This is a genomic window from Kineobactrum sediminis (assembly GCF_002868715.1).
Lineage (GTDB): Bacteria > Pseudomonadota > Gammaproteobacteria > Pseudomonadales > Halieaceae > Kineobactrum > Kineobactrum sediminis.
On record NZ_PKLZ01000001.1, the window covers coordinates 402076 to 420481 of the forward strand.

Here is an 18406-nt window from a genome sequence, read left to right on the forward strand (position 1 = left end):
CGATCCTTTATTGTCGGTCCTGGCCTGAGCAGGATGCGGCGGTCCCATTTCATCCAATTCAAGCAGCGGGATTAGCCCCGTAGAGAACAGTTTGTGATATGACTTATCCTCGCACCCTTCAGTTTTCAAGTTGGTTTAGCACTGTTGTTATCACCGAACCCCAGGATCTGCAGGCGATATACCGCCTCCGTTATCGGGTTTACTGTGAGGAACGCGGGTTCCTCACAGCCGAAAACTACCCGGATAACGCCGAGTGCGACGCCTATGATGCCCATTCGGTTCATTTCGCCGCATTCGACCAGGACGGCAAAGTGGCAGCGGCGATCCGCCTGGTATGTCCGGGGCAAGAGGGCGGGCTGCCCTACCAACAACACTGCCCACTATTCGACGAAGTGGCCCTGCCTCCCGCAACTGCGGCGGGCGAAGTGTCCCGCCTCGTGCTCAATCAGGGCTACCGAACCCCACCCGGGGGAGGTGGCACCGGCACCGTGGTGATGGCGGTCTACCGTGCGATGTACCGCTATAGCCGGGAGCACGGCATTCGTTACTGGTATGCTGCCATGGAGCGTCCCCTGCTGCGCATGCTTGCCCGGATTGGAGTCACATTCGAGCGCATTGGCCCCGAGGTTGACTACTGCGGGCCAGTCGCCCCCTATCTGCTGGATCTGGAGGCGCTGGACTACCGGCTGGCGCGGTGCAATCCTGGCTTCCTGCAGTGGTTGTCCTCGACCCCATAGATTGTGGACGATCTGCCCGGTCACTGCTTTCCTGATCCGCTCAAAGCGCGCAATTACAGTGCTACCCGAGCTGCTCCTCACGCGGCGTGATCAGCCAGTTGCCCTGCTGCCGTCCTTGCAACTCTAAGTTTGCCGGATCATCGGCTCCCACCCTGCCGGGGCAGCAACCGCTGGAACGGCGGCAGGGAATCCAGTATCGCCTGGCCGTAGCGACGGGTAACAATGCGGCGATCCATCAGGGTTACCCGGCCACTATCCTGCTCGGTACGCAGCAGGCGCCCACTGGCCTGTACCAGGCGCAGGGCGGCGTCGGGAACACTGATCTCCATGAATGCATTGCGTCCCTGGGACTCAACCCACTCGGCCAGGCCCGCTTCAATCGGGCTGTCGGGCACTGCGAACGGTATCTTTGCGATGACCACATGGCGGCAGTAATCACCGGGCAGGTCCACGCCCTCGGCAAAGCTTGCGAGACCAAAAATGATGCTACCACGGCCCGCGTCAATTGCTTCGCGGTGCTGGCGGAGAATTTCCTGCTTGCTGCCGTCCCCCTGGATCAGGATTAGCTCACCCAGGGCATCGCGCAGGCCCTGGTACACCTCCTGCATTTGCCGCCGGGAGGAAAACAGCACCAGGCTGGCTTCAGTGTGGTCCAGCAATTGCGGCAACTGCGCTACCAGTTCCGCCGTGTGGGCCTCGGCGTCACCCGGGTCACAGGACATCGCGGGCACCTGCAGCGTAGCCCGGGAATAATCAAAGGGACTGGTAACAACCTTGAAATTCGCCTCCCGGGGTACACCGGAGTGCAGGATGAAGCGCTCAAAGGAGTTCAGTGCGGTTACCGTCGCCGAGGTAATCACCACCCCTGCTGCCCGGGACCACAAAAACTCCTGCAGGATATCCGCAGCCAGGATCGGGCTGCAGCGCAGGTCAAACCCGAACTGGCCACCGCCATCGAGGAGGGTAATCCAGCGCGCCTTGGGCGGCACTTCTCCTTCACCGGTGACTGCATACTCCAGCCATAGCGCCAGGGTCGCCTCGGCGCGACCCAGCAGACCACCTAACGTGAGGTGCCAGGTTTCCAGCTCACTCTTGTCAATGCCGACATCGTCTTCCTCCAGTGCCTCTTCCAGCCGCTTCTCCACCCGTCCGAGCCCGCCGGTCAACTGCTGAAACTGGGCTACCAGGCCGGTCGCCAAAGGTTGCAGCGACGGCGGCACCAGACCATGGGCAAAACGTAATTGCTGATCGTCGCCCCGCCCGCTGCCCGGTGGTCGTTCGGCAAACAGGGTGGCGACCGCCTGCTCAGCTACCTGCAGGGCTGCCTGGGTTTCATCCATGATCCCGGGCAGGGACTCCAGCGTTCGCCGCAGCTCCGTAAGCGGCGCCAGGGCCGGGGCCGCCTGGGCCAGCAGCTTACGGCTCTCCTGCAGCCACTGGCCCGTAGTATGCAGGCGACAAAAGCTGGAGAAATGCGACAGCGCCTTGTCGGGCAGATGATGGCCCTCGTCAAAAATATAGATGCTGTCTTCCGGGGCGGACAGAATGGCCCCGCCACCCAGGGCGAGGTCTGCGAGTACCAGGTCGTGATTGGCCACAATGACGTCGGCGTATTGCAGCTCATCCCGGGCACGAAAAAAACTGCACTGGGCGATGTTCGGGCAGCGCCTGCCGCTGCACTGGCTATGGTCAGTGGTGGCACCAGCCCAAATCTCCTCCGGCACCTGCCCCGGCCACTGATCGCGATCGCCATCCCACTCACCACGAGCCAACGCTTCCACCATGGAACTGTAGACCGGCAGCGCCTCTGCGGCCTGGGGCGCCTGGAATTCATCGGGATACAACGGCAGGATATCGCCGCCACCCGCGCCGGCCAGCAGTCGGTCCAGTTTGGAGAGGCAGACATAACGACGGCGGCCCTTGGCGAGGGTGTAACTGAACTCAAGGCCACTGTGATGACGGATATCGGGCAAATCCTTGTTAACGAATTGTTCCTGCAAAGCGACGGTCGCCGTGGCCACCACCAGCCGTTTGCCCAGGGCCTGCGCCAGGGGAATGGCGGTAACCGCATAGGCAATGGTCTTGCCGGTACCGGTACCCGCCTCAATAACACACACGGCGGGGGCATCCGGTTTTGCACGGGCAGTGGCGGACGGAATCCGACCCAGGGTATTGGCGATCTCGGCAATCATCTGCCGCTGTCCCCAACGCGGGCTCAGGGTCTTCGCCGCGATAATTTTTGCGTAGGCCTGGCGGATCTGTTCCTTAATGTCGTCGCTTAGCAAGGGGGCGACATGTCCCCCGCGGTCACCAGCGCAAGTTTGCTGGTGACCGCGTTGGCGTAAATGGCGAGGGCGTAGGGGCGGTATGCCTCGGGCATGGCATGAATACGGGCGCTGAAGGCCTCAAACGAGCAGCTGCCCTGCTCCCGATAAAGGGAGTCAGGCACCGGCACTGAATCCCCATTAAGCATCCTGTAGGCATAAATATTGGTAGGATGCAGGCAGTAAAGAGACACAATCTGCCGATCCAGTTCCGCTGCCACCTCGGCGGCGGTATCAAACTCTCCCACAATGGGGGTTCCGAAAGAGACGTGAACACGACCCTTGGCGCCGTCAATGCCCCGGGCAATGGAGGCGACATCCTCCTGCTCCGCCTTGGCGTAGTGGCCTGTCGTCTCGCGCAGGAATACCTCCCTGGCCTTCAGTTCATCGCAGGGATCAAGCTCGTAGGAAATAGACACCGGCACGATATTAAGGCCGTTTATCAACCCGGCCAGGGTCTCCGTCTGTTTATCCAGGCTCATGCCCAGCATCTTGATGACCGCGGGTTCGGTGCGGTCAATACCGTTCTTGGCACGGCCCTCGCGCTGCGCAATCCAGATTGAAGCCTGCTCCTGCTGCAGTGAGCTGCGAATATAATTGGCGAGATGCCGCGATGCCGTGAGCAAATCGCGGGGTCGACTCATCGACCGCCGCACAATGAAACTCTTGTTGAGGCGCATGAGGTCAGAAACCCAGGGCCGGGTCAGGAGGTTGTCACCAATGGCGATGCGCACGGTTTTATGACCGTCACGGTGCAGCGCATAATTGGTCAGGGCCGGGTCCATGACAATATCCCGGTGATTGCTGATGAACAGGTAGGCCCGCGAAGGGTCCAGCGCGTCCAGGCCGGATACGGTAAAGCCCTCGGTCGTTCTGTCGATCACCTGCTCGAGATAGTGTTTGATCACCATCTGCATGCCATAGACGTTGTCTACGCCGCGCAACTGGCGACGAAGATACCAACGCACCGGGGCACGCCATAGCGCTGGAGCCAGCCTGGCTATTCTGCCCAGGCGCAGGCCCGCCAGTGCGTCCAGCAGCCCGCGGTCTGCAAGCAGTCGCGCCAGAACTTCCGGCACCTCTTCATCGCGATAAGGGCGGATATCGGCAAATGGATCGCTCAAAAAAAATGTCCTCAACAGCAGCAGCGGCACACGATACCCAAATTCCCCTGTGCCGTCATCCGCTCAATCCGGCCACCGAGATGGTCAATTGCGGCTCGTTCACGATTATCAGTTTGGGACTGACCCTGGTGATTTGAGGCGCAACTTCAGCCCCGGGCATAAATTAACTATTTGTAATCCTGCCCCGACCTTTTCATTAAGCGCTCAAAGAAACCTGTAAATCGCTATAAATCAATGCGTTAGAAAGAACATGTCTTTTCCGCTCGCGGAACCTGTTACTTATATTCTCAGTTTCTTACCAATCCGTAACTGTTCTACACGCGTAACCACCGAGTAGAATCACCTCGCGTGGAGAGATGCCTCAGCATGCTCTACCCATACCCAGTTAATCGCCGTATAAGGAAAGACCCATGAAAATCGCCAAAATCGCAGCTGCTTCAATCCTGCTGGCCATCTCCGCAAGCAGCTTTGCCGCCAAACCTACCAGCATCGTCTTCCAGGGTGAACAGGAATCCGCTTCCGGTGTCGCGTTCACCGAGTACCTGGTGAAATGTTCCAATGGCAAAACCGCTCCGCTCACCGCCTGGGAAAACCGCCGCCAGTGGTGCACCGGGGACGAGCTCAACGATCAGTGTGAACGGAAGCAGATCAAGGCCGCCAAGGCAGCCTGCAAGGCAGTCTGACTTTACGCCAGGTAGCGCCGACGCAGTTCTTCGCGTTCGGCGCTACCGATCCCCAGCTTATCCGCCAGGTAGTGATCGACTTCGCCATACTCTTCTATAGCCGCAAGCGCCCTGGCCAGGTAGGCCTCGTGCACTTCCAGCATCGGTAATACCGCTTCCTCGGCGACACCTTCCAGGCCGTACTTCACCCGCAACCGGGCCACTTCATCCTGTGGATGGTAAAAACGCCTGGTCAGCATATAGTCCTTCATGACCTGCTCCACCGGCACCCCCAACACCAGCAACATCAGCGCGGCGGCAAAACCGGTGCGGTCCTTGCCTGCAGCACAGTGCACCAGGAAGCGGGCATCAGGCTTTGCCAGGATTTCGCGGAACATGCGCGCATAGGTGTCGGTCTGGGACTCGACAAAATCACGATTGATATCCACCATGAAATCAAACATGGTCTGTGTACCGCCGAGGTTAAGACCTCCGGGAGCCAGTGCCGCCCGATTGCTGCCCGGCGTAATAGGCAAACTGACCACCTGTGGCGGGCGGGTCTCCGGCAGGCGGCTGGGGCTGGCCTGCTGCTCGTCCTCGCGCCGGAAATCACAGATCAGGTCGAGCTCCAGGCTCGCAAGCAGCGCCAGGTCCTGCTCGGTCAGGCCCGACAACTGCCCCGAGCGATACAGGTAACCCCATTTCACCTGGCGGCCATCAGCAGTGCGATATCCGCCAAAGTCGCGGAAATTGGGTGTGCCCTGCATGCCCAGTTTGCGCTCACTGGCAACCACCTCGTTGCCGTGCTGGTCACTCAAACGAAAATAGTGGCGATTACCCACCGGTAAACCGATGAAGCGGGCCCTGGCTTCCGTCTCCTCATAGTGAGCACTCACACCACCCGCACTGCCCAGCGGCTCGACAGATACCCTGGTGTCTGGATGGCTGGCTTCCCATTCAACGTGGTAGTCACCTGCAGCGGCGCGCCAGATATGGACGGCGTCGGTCATTAAGGGCATATTCGGTTCTCTATAGCGTAGATGGTGTGGACGGTGCGGCACCGGCGTGAGCCAGTACCGCCTGTAATACTGTCTTGACCAGGGCCAGCTGCCGTTCCAGGGCCTCGTCACTGAACGGGTCCTGCCCCAGCAGGTCACGATACATGGGCGCCATGGTCACATAGGACATCACCAGGTTGTTAAATGCCATCACCGCCCAGGGCTGCAGGCCCGCCTGCTCCAGTGCACGCAACCCGGGCTGTGCCAACCCCTCGTCAGTATGGAACATGGGCTGGAAGAAACGTTCAATCAAATCATTGGTGCCAGGGCCACCCGATAGCGCGGCGTGTTGCAGCAGCCGCGCCAGATTGGGGTTGGCATGGTGTTTGCGGACGATGGTCTCCAGCCACACCTGCAGGCGCTCGACGCTTATCGGCGCCTGGTGCAATTCATTCATGGGAGCCGCGAACTCGTCCAGCAACCGCTCCAGTACCGCGCGATACAGCGCCTCCTTGTTACGAAAGTGGTTGTAAAGGCTGGGCGAACGAATACCGACCCGCGCCGACACATCGCCCAGCGACGTACCCTTGTAGCCTTTTTCAGCAAACAGGTCTTCCGCCGCATCCAGAATACGTTGCGGAGTGCCGGGTGTAGCTTGGTGGGCGGGAAGGGACATTAATGGGGGGTCCATGGGGTAGGAATAGACTCAGACGGCAGTATACCTCAAGGGGAAAGAATGCTGAATGGCGCTTATCCTGTCACTGCGCCAGAAAAGCTCTCACCACCTCAGCGGCATGATCCACACCCGCCGCATCGACATCGAGGTGCGTCACAAAACGCAGGCGATACAGGCCCGATGCCAGCACACCATGGGCCTTCAGGTAAGGAATCAGCTCCGCGGCCCGCGCGCGGGCAGGCCCAACCAGGTCAACGAAGACAATGTTGGTCTGGGGCGCTTCCACCTGCACGCCGGAAATACCGCCCAGGCCCTCGGCCAGTCGCTGCGCCAATGCGTGGTCTTCAGCCAGGCGGTTAACATGATGCTCCAGCGCATAAGAGCCTGCGGCGGCGAGGAATCCGGCCTGACGCATGCCACCACCGGCCATTTTACGTATGCGCACGGCACGATCTATCACAGCACGACTGGCGCACAGCACGGACCCCACCGGCGCACCGAGGCCCTTACTCAGGCAGACCGAGACACTATCAAAGCAGTCGGCAATACGCCGCGCCTCGACATAGGCGTCCGAGCCGTTGAGCTGTGCCTGCCGGACCGCCGCATTAAACAAGCGCGCTCCGTCCAGATGCCGTGACAGGCCGCGGGACGCCGCCAGCGCGGTGGCCTGCTGGATGAATTCAAAGGGTAGCAATTTGCCACCCCAGGTATTCTCCAGAGCCAGCAATCGTGTCACAGCAAAATGGGGGTCGTCGGGCTTGATTGCGGCCTCGATATCGTCGAGCGCAAAACTGCCATCCGGTCTATGCTCCAGCGGCTGCGGCTGGACGCTGCCGAATACCGCCGCATTGCCTCCCTCCCAGCGGTAGCAATGAGCCATTTGCCCGACAATATATTCTTCGCCTCGCTGGCAGTGGCTGAGTATCGCGCACAGGTTGCCCTGCGTGCCTGTTGGCACAAACAATGCCGCCTCAAAACCCAGCATGTGGGCCAGTTGCTGCTGCAGGGCATTCACACTGGGATCGTCGCCATAGACATCGTCGCCCAAGGGTGCCGCCATCATTGCCTCGCGCATCTGCGGTGTCGGGCGGGTCACGGTGTCACTGCGCAGATCCACGGTTGCTGTCGTCATGTTCGGTCCTCAGAGGGGTTGGTAACACAAGGCTAACGCGGTATTGTTTAAATCGGTACGACAAAAACATAACCGCAGCAACAATAACAAGGAATGACACCATGACACCTCTGCTGAATCTCGTGATCTACATGACCCTGCTGACCTTCGCCGCCATTATGCTCGGTGCCGTGCTGCGCAATCGGGAGTGGACGCCGGAGGGTATGAAAGCCGGCCTCAGCAATCGCGACAATTTGCCCGAACCCACGCCACTGGGCGGTCGCGCCGAACGTGCCGCCGCCAATACCCGGGAAGGTTTTTTGCTGTTTGTGCCCTTGGCACTGGTCGCGCATGCCGCCGGCGCGGGAGAAGAAGTGCTGCTCGGCGCACAGATCTTCTTCTGGGCCCGGATCGTCTACCTGCCGGTCTACCTTGTCGGTATCACTTATGTGCGCAGCCTGATCTGGGGCGTAGGCGTGTTCGGTCTGGCGCTAATGCTGCTGGCGCTGCTTTAAACTGACCCTGGCGGGGCCGGTTGTCTGCGGTCTCGCCACACCTGGGGCGTCAGCCCGGTCCAGTCGGCGAATGCGCGACGGAAGGAACGGGCGTCGCTAAAACCCAGCCGCCCGGCGATATCGTCAATCTTTATGCCATCCTCCTGGCACAGTAATTCAGTAGCCCGGCGCAGCCGCTGCAGCCGTTTTATCGCAGCGTAGCTGGTACCTTCCTGCGTTAAGCGCCGATGGAAGGTGGCGGGGCTGGTATTGAAGAAACCGGCGATCTGCTCCAGGCTGGGAATGCGCTCATTCCGCACCAGCTGGGTATCAATGATATTGGCCACGGTGTCGCTGAATTGCCAGTGACCACCCGGATCGAACATCTGGTCAAAGGGTAATACGCTCAGCACCTCTTCCAGCGCGGCCGGCCCGCGCACCACTGGCCTGTCCAGCACGCGGGCGGGAAAACTGAAACTGTTATCACCCTGGTCAAACGCTATCGGCTGCTGGAAAACGCGCTCCAGTAACTGCCGGTCCATCACTTCCGTCTCCAGCACACGGTAGCCACTAACCGGGATGTTTTCGCCAATCAACCAGGAAAACAGCCGTCGGTAGAAGGCCAGCCCGAACAGGTCCGTAAGCAGCGCACTCACACTGGTGTTAACGCGCTGCGTAGTCATGTGAAAGTGCGCCGTCTCCGCCTGCACCCGCAGGGACAGCACTGCGCCACGCCCACCCAGCATGGCGCAAAAGCGGCCTGCGCGCTCAATCACGCCGCGCAGCGTGCTACAGCTGATCACGCAAAAGCACAGCATATCCACCTCATCCTTGCGCATCGGAGGCAGGTTGCCCTCACGGTTGGCACGCTCGGACAGGGCGGTTATGCACTCCTGGTAAAGGGCTAATGAGTCGCTGTAAGTACTGCCTGCCGGTAGGGGCTGGGCTGCCGCCGTCGAAAGTGCACCTCCGTGCAGTTGCCGGCTACTACCAGTACCCGCTGCATATTCCGCCAGCAAGGCATCCACAAACTCTCGCAATACCGGTGCCGGGGCGGCCGTAATCGTTGCCCGTGGTGCGGCGGCGCTGGCTGCGGCCAGAGGCGACTGACTCTTCTTGTGCAAAACAATGTCCCCCTACTGCCGGGTTTGGTCCTCGCCCGGTGCCGACTACTTTCCTACACTGGATCAATGGCACGTGTGCCTCCCATCCTAACCTGCGAAAGGGCCGATAACCATGAGAATGCCGAACAGAGAGATCCGCTACGGCGGCGCCATGCTGGACCAGAAAGAGATCGATGCAGTCGTAAAAGTAATGCAGACCAGTATGGTCGTAGGGCAACAGGTGCAAAGTTTTGAGAGCCGCTGCGCCAAACTGCTCGGCAAGGAGTATGGGGCCATGGTCAACTCCGGCAGCTCCGCCCTGCTGTTGGCGGTGCGCCTGCTCGACCTCCCTCCCGGCTCCGAAATTCTCACCCCCACACTGACTTTTGGCACCGACATTTCGAGCATTGTACTCAGCGGCCATATCCCGGTCCTGGTGGACGTTGAACCCGATAGCTACCAGATCGACATCGACCGGATTGAGCCCCTGATTTCGCCAAACACCCGGGCCATGCTGGTACCCAACCTGGTGGGGGGCATGCCCGATTGGGACCGCCTGCGCGCGCTCGCCGACAAGCACGGACTCAAGCTTATTGAAGACAGCGCCGACACCCTGGGCGGCACCTTCCGCGGCACTCCCGCAGGTACCCTCAGTGATATCAGCATTACCAGTTTCTCCATCTTCCATATCATCACCTGCCTGGGGAACGGCGGCCTGGTGGCGGTCAATGACCCGGCATTGTGGGATCGCGCCCTCATGCTGCGCGCCTGGGGTCGCTCTTCGGAAAAATACCTGTACGGCAGTCGCCAGGCAGACAGTGATGGCCGTTTCCTGGAAGACCTCGGGGATATCGAGTACGACGGCATGTTCATCTTCGAGGAGCTGGGTTACGGCTTCATCCCCAACGAGGCCGGTGCCGCCTTCGGCCACGAGCAACTCAACAAGCTCGACGAATTCACCCGCTTGCGGCAGGAACGTTTTCGCCTGCACGACGAGTACATGGACACTCGCAGTGAGTATTTCATCAAGCCACGGGTACCCGATGACGTCTTTACCACCTGGATTTGCTATCCGGTCATGTTACGCCCGGACTTGGGCTGGAGCCGTCGCGAGCTGCAAGTGCACCTGGAGGAAGCGGGCATCTTTACCCGGGTGATTTTCTCGGGCCATGTGGCGTTGCAACCAATGATGAAAGAGGTCAACTACCGCCTTGACCCGGCCGGCTACCCCAACGCAACACAGGTCATGCGCCATGGCCTGATGCTGCCCTGCCACCCGACCATGACTCTTGAGGATTGCCAGTACCTGTATCAGGTGCTGGAAGACTTCATTGAGCTGCAGGAGGGTCCTCGGGCGTAACGGCATCGTCACTGGCATCCGGCCGGGGCGGCGCTGTGGCCGCCTCCCAGGCCCGAAAGCTTTCCAGGTCCCGGCTCAGCGTACGCAGGGTCCAGCCCATTATGGCCGCATCATCCAGCAGCCCGAAGCCGAGCAGGAAGTCCGGCACCAGGTCTACCGGCATCACGAAGTACACGACGGCGGCCACCAGCATCAGCAGCGACTGCCAGGATATGTCGCGGTAGGAGCCGTTGGCGTAGGCGCGCACCAGTCGCAACCCGTCTTTCACCGGGCCCATGATCGCAGCCAGTGGCCCGCTGCGGGCCTCGGCCTTGCTACCGGCTGCGGCAACCAGGGATTTGAGCTTGGCCGGCTGCTCAAGGTATGACTTCGCGCGACGAGTCGCCAGCGCATAAGCCTTGCTGCCGCGCACCCGGGCGGAGCGCTTGCCACCATCTTCAGTCACCATCGGCTGCCTCCCTGCCGACTTTACAGATATGGGGGCCGACCACTACAGCTCCTCCAGGTTGTATCCCGCTTGCGGGAAGTGCACGTGCAACGTGCCGAGGCGGGCGTCTTCGCGGGCGAGAATCCAGCTGTGGGCGGCACTCCCCACCAGCACGCCTGCAGTGGGCACCTGGCCGTAGTCAGCGGGCGCAATCGTCACCTTCTGGCCAATGCGGGAGTCACTGAGATGGTCCTCGGGTATCGCACGAGGATGAGCCATGGCGGCGGCGTCGAGTGCCTGCTGTGGACTGATCTCATGGCGATGCCCGTCACCGAAGGCGCGGATACGATCCATCCACGCCAGGGTTTTGGGGAAATCGTCAATCATGGGCGACTCACCCAGGTCGTGCATAAACCAGAGGCCGTGATAGGTGGAAAAGTCCGCATGGTTGGGTGCCGCGCCGAACAGGAAATCCTGCTGCAGCTGCGCCTCCAGTTCCGCCAGATACCCCAGGACCAGCGGCCTGGCCTCCCTGAATCCGGCAGGCTTGACGGCGGCTTTCCTGCTCATGTTGATGCGGTCCAGCATGAAGCGGCCGATATCCAGCCAGGACATGGTCTGGCGCACCTTGCGGTTGAGCGCCCTGCTGCCGCCTGCCATCACACAGGGGAAAAACAGGTCCAGGTCCGCGCGGCTGGCCCAGTCCCGCGCTTGCGCATCAAGATTCTCCAGAGCCAGTTCAGGGATACCCGCCAGCGCTGCAATTTCGGCGGCGATGGTACGGCTATCGCAAAACACATCGGCACCGATTTGGGCGACGGGTATTTTACGATAACCTCCCGCCAACTGCGCAACAACCGGCCGCGGAGGCATTTCCCGGGTAATGGCGGAATGCCAGGCAAGACCTGTATAACCCAGCATGCTGCGAATTTTCTGGCTGAAGGGCGAGAAGGCATAGTGATGGAGAATCAGATCGGGCATGGGAGCTCCGGTTTCCTTGGGTGAATAGACCCTCATTAAAACCTGAAGGCGTGGTGCCCGGCCAGCATGGCCTATACCTATCAGTAAGACACCCGGTCTGGCTTGCCAAGATAATACTGCAGGGTCTCCAGAGCCTCATCTCCCAACAGCTGGGTCTGCCCTATTTTCCGCTGATCCGGCGACAGCGCCAGTTCCCGGTAGAAATGCTGGTCGTCAAAACCGCAGGTCGCTGCGGCATCAATGGAAAAACCATAAAAGACATGCTCAATACGGGCCCAGTAAATGGCTCCGAGGCACATTGGGCAGGGTTCCCCGCTGGTATAGATAGTGGAGCCTTCCAGGCTGAAAATGCCCGCCCGGGCGCAGGCATCGCGGATTGCGATTACCTCGCCGTGGGCGGTCGGGTCACTGGTTGCGATCACCCGGTTCCAACCCTCACCGATGATTTCACCCTCGCGAACAATGACGGCCCCAAAAGGGCCGCCCTCTCCGGTATCGGCTGCCTTGCGGCCGAGCTCAATCGCCCGGCGCATGAAGCGCTGTGACAGTGGATTTTCCGATTTCATAACAGATATCTCTCTCGCAGTCTCCAGATTGCCTGGTCGCCACCGACGACATCTACCAGCTGTCGCTTCGTCAGCGGCACCGTGTAGTAATACTCGGCAGGCTCCCCGGCTCAACCTCCGGCACTACATATCGGCTGGGGTATGACGGGGCGCACCGATTAGGTAGTGCACGATACCTCCGGCAATATGCAGAATCAGTAAGGCAGGCAGCAAATAAACACCGCTATATACGTGAATCGATTCCATAGCTTCGTGGATGATGGACAGGGACGCCAGCGGCAGGCATACCGAAAACCATCCAAACACGCCGATACATTCATCCTCGGTAAATAAATACAAAGGTCCGGTAAGCACCTGAACCACAAGTAGCACCAGAATGGCCCTGTGAACAAAATACGCGGCCCAGCGCTCATAAGCCGTGCGACCCACATTTGCTGGGAAACCTTCATATAACCGGAACAGCACTCGCCAGATAACAAAGATCAGCACGAAAAAGCCCAGTGATATATGGATACCCAGAACATAGTCTTCAATCGCATCCGAGGGCGCGGCGCCTGCCGCCAAACCCAGTGCGAGCATCGTTACGACGAGTAAAGCGGTAATCCAGTGATTGATCGTGGATATACCAGAGTAGCGACTACTATCAGACATGTTTTTCTCCAGCAGGGTGTATAAGCCACTTTAGCAGGAGTATAAATCGGTAATGTTACTATTTTCACCAAGTAATGGGTCCCGGGCTTCCCGCACTTATAGTCCCTGCTTACAGGGTATCATCGACGCACAGGGCTAACGCCGACCCTGTTGGACGACAGTACAGGACATACTTTCGGGCAAGCGCTCTCTCCCGGGCAATAATAGGCGGAAACGCCTCTAACGGTTGACAATCAGCCCCCCAATGTGAATAATCTCGCCTCTTAAATTTTTGCGATCCCACGAGGACTCTACAGTGGCAAACTCCCCACAAGCACGAAAGCGCGCTCGCCAGGCAGAAAAGCGTCGCGGACACAATTCCAGCATGCGTTCGCTGGTTCGCACCCAGATCAAGAAAGTTCTGGCCGCGATTGGCACCGGTGATGCAGCCCAGGCCAAAACCGCCTATGACGCCGCCATGCCCGTTATCGATCGCCTGGCCGATAAAGGCATCATCCACAAAAACAAGGCCGCTCGCCACAAGAGCCGCCTGAACACCAAAATCAAGAGCCTCGCCGCCTGAATCCAGGCGTCTGGCTCCACAAAAAAGCCGGCTAACGCCGGCTTTTTTGTGTCCTGTTTTTCTGCCTCAGCTGGCCTTCCGGGTGTCCTCCTCGCTCTGCTCCGCTGCCAGTTTCTGGAACTCGGAGAGCATGCTCTGCTCATAACCCTGGGCTTCGCTGGTATCCAGGGGCCGCTCCAGCAGAGCCCAGTCAATGTCGCCGTCGGTGGTCAGGTTTTCAAACTCCAGAATACCCAACGCCTCGAACTTCGGCCGGATCTTGTCAGTGAGCAGGCCGATGCGCTTCAGGTTCGGTATGACACGCTGGAACAGGAGGTTGCGGAATGTGGACATCACGAAACCATCCAGCACCTGCAGGCGAGCCTCTTCAACATCCCAGCCAAAATGGGCAAACACGTCGGTAGCGACCAGACGCTCACGGCTTACCACACACGCCTCGTAGGCAAACTGGGCACGCTCTTCGCGCTCTTCGTCGGTCAGGGTCTTGACGAACTCTTCCAGGTAGTTGACCCCGAAGGTCACGTGCCGTGCCTCGTCCCGGGTTACCAGGTATACCACGTCCTTAAGCACGGGGTCCGGAGTGGTTTCCCGGGTGGTATTGAATGCCGACAACGCCAGGCCCTCAATAACCAGCTGCATGCCGATGAACTTCATGTCCCAGCGTGCGTCAGTGAGGATCTTGTCAATAATGGACTTGAGGTGAGTGTTAATCGGGTACATCAGCCCAATACGCTTTTGCAGGTACTTGTTGAAGACCTCCACATGCCGGGCTTCATCAAAGGTTTGCGAGGCCGCATATAACTTGGCATTCAGCGTGGGCGCGCAGGAACACAGCTGGGACGCTACCAGCAGGGCGCCCTGCTCACCGTGCAGGAACTGGCTCAGGCTCCAGGCATTCATGTGCAGCCAGAATTCTTTTTGCGTAGCCTCGTCCATATCCAGGTAAGGCTGGTAGGTATGCAGGTTCATCATCTCCGGCATACGCTCTTCGGTCGGCCATGGGCGATCCCAGTCGATGTCCATCTCCGGATCCCAGTTCAGCTGCTTGCCAAGGTCGTACAAGCGCTTGATGCGGTCATCCTGGATTTTGTAATCCCAGTTATAGGAACCGGTGAGGGGCGTCTCAAAGATTTCGGCAATATAATCCGCGTCTTCAGCAGTCAGCAAATCCTCAAGATCCGGGTTTTCATGAGGAAAATCGGCACCGGCAAAACGCTGGATCTTGCGGGGGGTTTCGGTCCATTCTACTTTCATGGGGTCTCTCCTGAGTGCTACTGATGATTATGTGACCTTACTATGGAAGATGACACCGATACCAACAAGGTAAAGTCTTGTCAAAATAGGGTCATTTGTGGCCAAATGAACCTATGCCCAGAACAAGCGCGCCCGCGCAATACATTCTTATCCTTATCGACATGGTCGAAAGCCAGGGCTATGCGCGCGAGGAACTGCTGGCGGGGACCTCACTGGCCCGCACCGGTGTAGCGGATCTCGGCGCCCGGGTGGCGGAAGAAGACTTTGTCCGGCTGGTCGGCAATGCCTTCAAACTCACCGGAGACCCGGCGCTGGGCCTGCACATGGGTCTGCGCCTCAACCTGAGCGCCCACGCCGTGCTCGGGCAGGCCTTCATGACCTGCCGCGACCTGGGCCAGGTCATGGAACTGTTCATCAAGTATTACCATCTGCTGGCCTCGCCGTCGCTGCACCTGGAATATGAAGTGACGGAAGACCGCTGTGTCCTCACCACCGTAAGCGCCCCCCAGGAAAACCCCCTCGAATTTGGCTCCGAGATGATGTACTCGGCCATGCTCAACACCTTGCGTGGGCTGCTGGGCCTGCCCAATCTGCAGCTCAGGGTGGAGCTGCCCTACCCCGCTCCGGCACATGCCGCCATTTATTACCAGGTCTTTGGTGAGGATGTTCATTTTGATGCGGTACTGGGCCGAATTTCCTTTCCCCGGACGCTGCTGGCCACGCCACTGCCGCTGTCCAATCCGGCATTGCGTTCACTGTATGAAAACGAGTGCGCGCGGCTGCTGGCAGACCTGGAGGGGCAGGATCAGGTGGCCGAGCAGACCCTGCGCCTGCTGCGCAAACTGGAGGGACAGTACCCGCAAATGCCACAACTGGCACAAATGCTGAACCTGAGCCCGCGCACCTATCGCCGGCGGCTGGAACAGGAAGGCTGTGCTTACCAGCAGTTACTGAATCAGGTGCGCGCGGAGCACGCCACTCGCTATTTGCAGAATACCCGCCTGCCACTAACGACAATCGCTTATCTGGTGGGTTTTAACGATGCCTCCAACTTCCGCCGGGCTTACCAGAAGTGGACCGGACGGGCACCGCGAGAGCTGCGCCGGTGAGCGGAGGCGCGCTATCGGTATATCTCGGGCGCCGGGCGGCGTCGCTGATCGCAGACCAGGGCTGGCACCCGGACCTGTTCAGCCTGTTGCTGGGAGCCTCCGGCGGCCCCAAATGGCTGATCCTGGGCCAACTGGACCGCTTCCTGTTCGGGGATTTTCTGCAACGGAGCGGGAGTGAGCTGTCGGTGCTGGGTTCATCCATCGGCGCCTGGCGCCACGCCTGCCTGGCCATGCCGGACCCGGTCGCGGCGCTGGACCGGTTTGAACAGGCTTACCTGCAGCAACAATATTCTGCACGCCCCACCGCAACCGAAATCAGTACGGCCAGTATGGCCATGCTGGCCCAGGTACTGGGGGAGGACGGCGCCGCAATACTGGCTGGCCATCCCCGGATTCGCAGCCATATTGTGACCGCCCGGGGCCGCGGTCCTGCCGGTGCAACCCGGCCCGGTGTGCTGGGTGCCACCATGGGTGCTGCTGCCATCGGCAATGCCGTGCACCGGCGCTGCCTTAACCTGGGATTTCAGCGTGTGGTGTTTCACAGTGGCGATGCGGCGGCGACCCGGTTCAACCTGAGCGACTTTGATACAACCTATACGGCACTGCGCCGCGAGACAGTGGCGCCGGTCCTGCATGCCAGTGGCGCTATCCCCTTTGTACTCAAGGGGGAGCGCGATATCGGCGGAGCACCGTTGGGCCAGTACTGGGATGGCGGCATCATCGACTATCATTTTAACCTCAGTCAGTATGCCGGCCACGGCCTGATGCTGTATCCGCATTTTCGTGATGACATCATCCCCGGCTGGTTTGACAAATTTTTACCCTGGCGCAAAGCAGGCATTCACGGCTTTGATGACCTGGTATTGCTGTGCCCGAGCAGGGAATTTATCGCCGCCCTGCCGCATGGGAAAATTCCTGACCGCAGCGACTTCAGACGCTTGCCCATGGCCGACCGGGTTACCTACTGGCAGCGCTGCATTGACCGCAGCCAGGCCCTGGCGGAGGAGTTTGCCGCGCTGGTAGACGGTCCGGATCCGCTCAGCGGGGTTACCGTGTTCAGCTGATCATCTCGTCCAGGTAGCGTTGTATTTCGGCCTTCAGGGGCCGCTGGAACGCAGAGGCAATCAGTCCCATATGTACCGAGATATCCACCAGGTTGTCGTGGAATGACAGCTTTGCATCAATGCCCGAGCCCTTTATCCGCACACTATCACCCTCCCAATGAGCGTGAACCGCATGCTGTTGCTCGAGACGCCCAGCCAGACGCTGGGCAGCCGCCCGCACATCATCCTTTGCCATGGTATAGGGTTTGGTCAGTCGGAATGAGGCCATAAACGTATGCTTGCCTTTTTGGGTCTGCCGGCCTTATAGATTACGCCGCACCCCGGCGCATGACCAGCCAGTTGCCCATCAGTACCAGGCAAAATCCGGCCAGGCCCAGCAGCGACCACTGGTAACCCTCAAACACGGTGGAGATCAGCAGCGCGACCACCGGGAACAACAGCGAGGTATAGGCCGCACGATCGGGACCGATGTTGCCGATTAGAGTCACATAAGCCCAGAAGGCGACTACCGAGCCAAATACCGCCAGATACAGCAGGGAAGCCACATAAGAAAACTCCCAGTCCACGGTGATAGGCGTCCCCAGCAACAGTGCAACGCCATACAGCGCCAGCGCACCATAAAGCATGCCCCAGGCATTGCACACCAACACCGGGAGGCGCTCCAGGCTATTGCGCGCGGCAAAGATGTTACCCAGCGAGGCACAGAAGGTACCGGCAAAACACAGTAACAGAGCCCGGAAACTGTTGTCGGACAGGTCAAGATCGGACAGCTGCGGCGAAAATACCGCCACCATCCCCACCAGGCCTATAAGACCGCCCACCAGCACCATACGACTGATCGGCAATCCCAGAAAAATTGCGCCGTTGATCATGTTCAGGATAACCATGGTGGAAAATACGACCGCCACCAGACCACTGGCGAGGTGCTCGGTAGCAGGATAAATAAACAGGTAATTGCCGCTAAACAGGCACAACCCCTGCATGAAGATCATGGCATGATTGCGCAGGCTTAGCGGTGCCAGACGCCGGCGGAGGATCAGGTACAGAAAGATCAGAGACGCCGCCAGCATTGAGCGGTGGGCGATGGACACGATGGGCTCCACCGTGCCGAGCTGGAACTTGATGGCAATCCAGGTAGAACCCCAGACCACCACGGTGATCAGGTACAGCAACACATTGTTCATGGGTACAGGCTTGGCCGCA

Annotated in this window: 21 protein-coding genes; 8 read left to right on the forward strand and 13 right to left on the reverse strand. The window is 59.6% G+C overall.

Features of this window, described 5'->3' with window-relative positions:
• The first annotated feature begins 98 nt into the window (after window positions 1–98).
• Entirely contained in the window at window positions 99–737 is a 639-nt protein-coding gene (locus CWI75_RS01785) for a GNAT family N-acyltransferase (RefSeq protein WP_101519743.1), read from the forward strand.
• Window positions 738–874: 137 nt separating this feature from the next.
• Here CWI75_RS01785 and dinG read toward each other — a convergent pair whose 3' ends face one another.
• Both dinG and CWI75_RS01795 read right to left on the reverse strand, forming a co-directional pair.
• Window positions 875–3022 carry an ATP-dependent DNA helicase DinG gene (dinG, locus tag CWI75_RS01790; protein WP_101519744.1) on the reverse strand — a complete coding sequence of 716 codons (2148 nt, stop codon included), beginning with the start codon at window positions 3020–3022 and terminating at the stop codon, window positions 875–877.
• Window positions 3016–4185, reverse strand: coding sequence for a 1-acyl-sn-glycerol-3-phosphate acyltransferase (locus tag CWI75_RS01795; RefSeq protein WP_101520087.1), 1170 nt, complete (start codon window positions 4183–4185; stop codon window positions 3016–3018). The genes dinG and CWI75_RS01795 overlap by 7 nt, the downstream gene beginning before the upstream one ends.
• Window positions 4186–4190: 5 nt before the next feature.
• Between CWI75_RS01795 and CWI75_RS18790 the strand changes: the two genes are divergently transcribed.
• The gene (locus CWI75_RS18790; RefSeq protein WP_277621755.1) at window positions 4191–4322 is read left to right on the forward strand and encodes a hypothetical protein; all 132 of its coding nucleotides are present in this window, start codon (window positions 4191–4193) and stop codon (window positions 4320–4322) included.
• 273 nt (window positions 4323–4595) lie between these two features.
• Window positions 4596–4868: a hypothetical protein gene (locus CWI75_RS01800; protein ID WP_101519745.1), complete on the forward strand. Its 273-nt coding sequence runs from the start codon at window positions 4596–4598 to the stop codon at window positions 4866–4868.
• A gap of 2 nt (window positions 4869–4870) precedes the next feature.
• Here the strand turns inward: CWI75_RS01800 and CWI75_RS01805 are convergent, their stop codons facing one another.
• The 3 genes from CWI75_RS01805 to ltaE all read right to left on the reverse strand — a co-directional run bounded on the left by CWI75_RS01805 (window position 4871) and on the right by ltaE (window position 7653).
• On the reverse strand, window positions 4871–5866 hold the full coding sequence (locus CWI75_RS01805) for a tyrosine-protein phosphatase (protein ID WP_101519746.1): 996 nt from the start codon (window positions 5864–5866) through the stop codon (window positions 4871–4873).
• 10 nt (window positions 5867–5876) lie between these two features.
• On the reverse strand, window positions 5877–6521 hold the full coding sequence (locus tag CWI75_RS18795; protein WP_162299965.1) for a TetR/AcrR family transcriptional regulator: 645 nt from the start codon (window positions 6519–6521) through the stop codon (window positions 5877–5879).
• Between the two features lie 82 nt (window positions 6522–6603).
• Window positions 6604–7653, reverse strand: coding sequence for a low-specificity L-threonine aldolase (ltaE, locus tag CWI75_RS01815; RefSeq protein WP_101519748.1), 1050 nt, complete (start codon window positions 7651–7653; stop codon window positions 6604–6606).
• A 101-nt stretch (window positions 7654–7754) separates the two neighbouring features.
• Here ltaE and CWI75_RS01820 point away from each other — a divergent pair, with 101 nt between their 5' ends.
• Window positions 7755–8147, forward strand: a complete 393-nt coding sequence (locus CWI75_RS01820; RefSeq protein WP_101519749.1) for an MAPEG family protein — start codon at window positions 7755–7757, stop codon at window positions 8145–8147.
• Here the strand turns inward: CWI75_RS01820 and CWI75_RS01825 are convergent.
• Complete coding sequence (locus CWI75_RS01825) at window positions 8144–9250, reverse strand: AraC family transcriptional regulator (RefSeq protein ID WP_101519750.1); 1107 nt, start codon at window positions 9248–9250, stop codon at window positions 8144–8146. The two genes, CWI75_RS01820 and CWI75_RS01825, sit on opposite strands and share 4 nt — an antisense overlap.
• A gap of 112 nt (window positions 9251–9362) precedes the next feature.
• Here CWI75_RS01825 and CWI75_RS01830 point away from each other — a divergent pair, with 112 nt between their 5' ends.
• Window positions 9363–10589, forward strand: coding sequence for a DegT/DnrJ/EryC1/StrS family aminotransferase (locus CWI75_RS01830; RefSeq protein ID WP_206604607.1), 1227 nt, complete (start codon window positions 9363–9365; stop codon window positions 10587–10589).
• Here the strand turns inward: CWI75_RS01830 and CWI75_RS01835 are convergent.
• The 4 genes from CWI75_RS01835 to CWI75_RS01850 all read right to left on the reverse strand — a co-directional run bounded on the left by CWI75_RS01835 (window position 10558) and on the right by CWI75_RS01850 (window position 13214).
• A complete protein-coding gene (locus CWI75_RS01835) occupies window positions 10558–11037 on the reverse strand; it encodes a YkvA family protein (protein WP_101519752.1) in 480 nt (159 codons plus the stop codon). The two genes, CWI75_RS01830 and CWI75_RS01835, sit on opposite strands and share 32 nt — an antisense overlap.
• Window positions 11038–11079: 42 nt before the next feature.
• Window positions 11080–11997: a glutathione S-transferase family protein gene (locus tag CWI75_RS01840; RefSeq protein ID WP_101519753.1), complete on the reverse strand. Its 918-nt coding sequence runs from the start codon at window positions 11995–11997 to the stop codon at window positions 11080–11082.
• An 80-nt stretch (window positions 11998–12077) separates the two neighbouring features.
• Window positions 12078–12563, reverse strand: a complete 486-nt coding sequence (locus tag CWI75_RS01845) for a nucleoside deaminase (protein ID WP_206604608.1) — start codon at window positions 12561–12563, stop codon at window positions 12078–12080.
• Between the two features lie 123 nt (window positions 12564–12686).
• A complete protein-coding gene (locus CWI75_RS01850) occupies window positions 12687–13214 on the reverse strand; it encodes a cytochrome b (protein ID WP_101519754.1) in 528 nt (175 codons plus the stop codon).
• Between the two features lie 295 nt (window positions 13215–13509).
• Here CWI75_RS01850 and rpsT point away from each other — a divergent pair, with 295 nt between their 5' ends.
• Window positions 13510–13776 (forward strand): 30S ribosomal protein S20, encoded by a 267-nt coding sequence (rpsT, locus tag CWI75_RS01855; RefSeq protein WP_101519755.1) that lies wholly within the window; start codon window positions 13510–13512, stop codon window positions 13774–13776.
• Window positions 13777–13842: 66 nt separating this feature from the next.
• Here the strand turns inward: rpsT and CWI75_RS01860 are convergent, their stop codons facing one another.
• Window positions 13843–15030, reverse strand: coding sequence for a ferritin-like domain-containing protein (locus CWI75_RS01860; protein ID WP_101519756.1), 1188 nt, complete (start codon window positions 15028–15030; stop codon window positions 13843–13845).
• Between the two features lie 113 nt (window positions 15031–15143).
• Here CWI75_RS01860 and CWI75_RS01865 point away from each other — a divergent pair, with 113 nt between their 5' ends.
• Both CWI75_RS01865 and CWI75_RS01870 read left to right on the forward strand, forming a co-directional pair.
• Window positions 15144–16139 (forward strand): AraC family transcriptional regulator, encoded by a 996-nt coding sequence (locus CWI75_RS01865; protein WP_101519757.1) that lies wholly within the window; start codon window positions 15144–15146, stop codon window positions 16137–16139.
• Window positions 16136–17203: an alpha/beta hydrolase gene (locus CWI75_RS01870; RefSeq protein ID WP_101519758.1), complete on the forward strand. Its 1068-nt coding sequence runs from the start codon at window positions 16136–16138 to the stop codon at window positions 17201–17203. The genes CWI75_RS01865 and CWI75_RS01870 overlap by 4 nt, the downstream gene beginning before the upstream one ends.
• On the opposite strand, the gene CWI75_RS01875 is transcribed toward CWI75_RS01870, so the two are convergent.
• Both CWI75_RS01875 and CWI75_RS01880 read right to left on the reverse strand, forming a co-directional pair.
• Window positions 17196–17471, reverse strand: coding sequence for a polyhydroxyalkanoic acid system family protein (locus tag CWI75_RS01875; protein ID WP_101519759.1), 276 nt, complete (start codon window positions 17469–17471; stop codon window positions 17196–17198). The genes CWI75_RS01870 and CWI75_RS01875 overlap by 8 nt on opposite strands.
• Before the next feature lie 40 nt (window positions 17472–17511).
• Window positions 17512–18387, reverse strand: coding sequence for a DMT family transporter (locus CWI75_RS01880; protein ID WP_101519760.1), 876 nt, complete (start codon window positions 18385–18387; stop codon window positions 17512–17514).
• Window positions 18388–18406 lie beyond the last annotated feature (19 nt).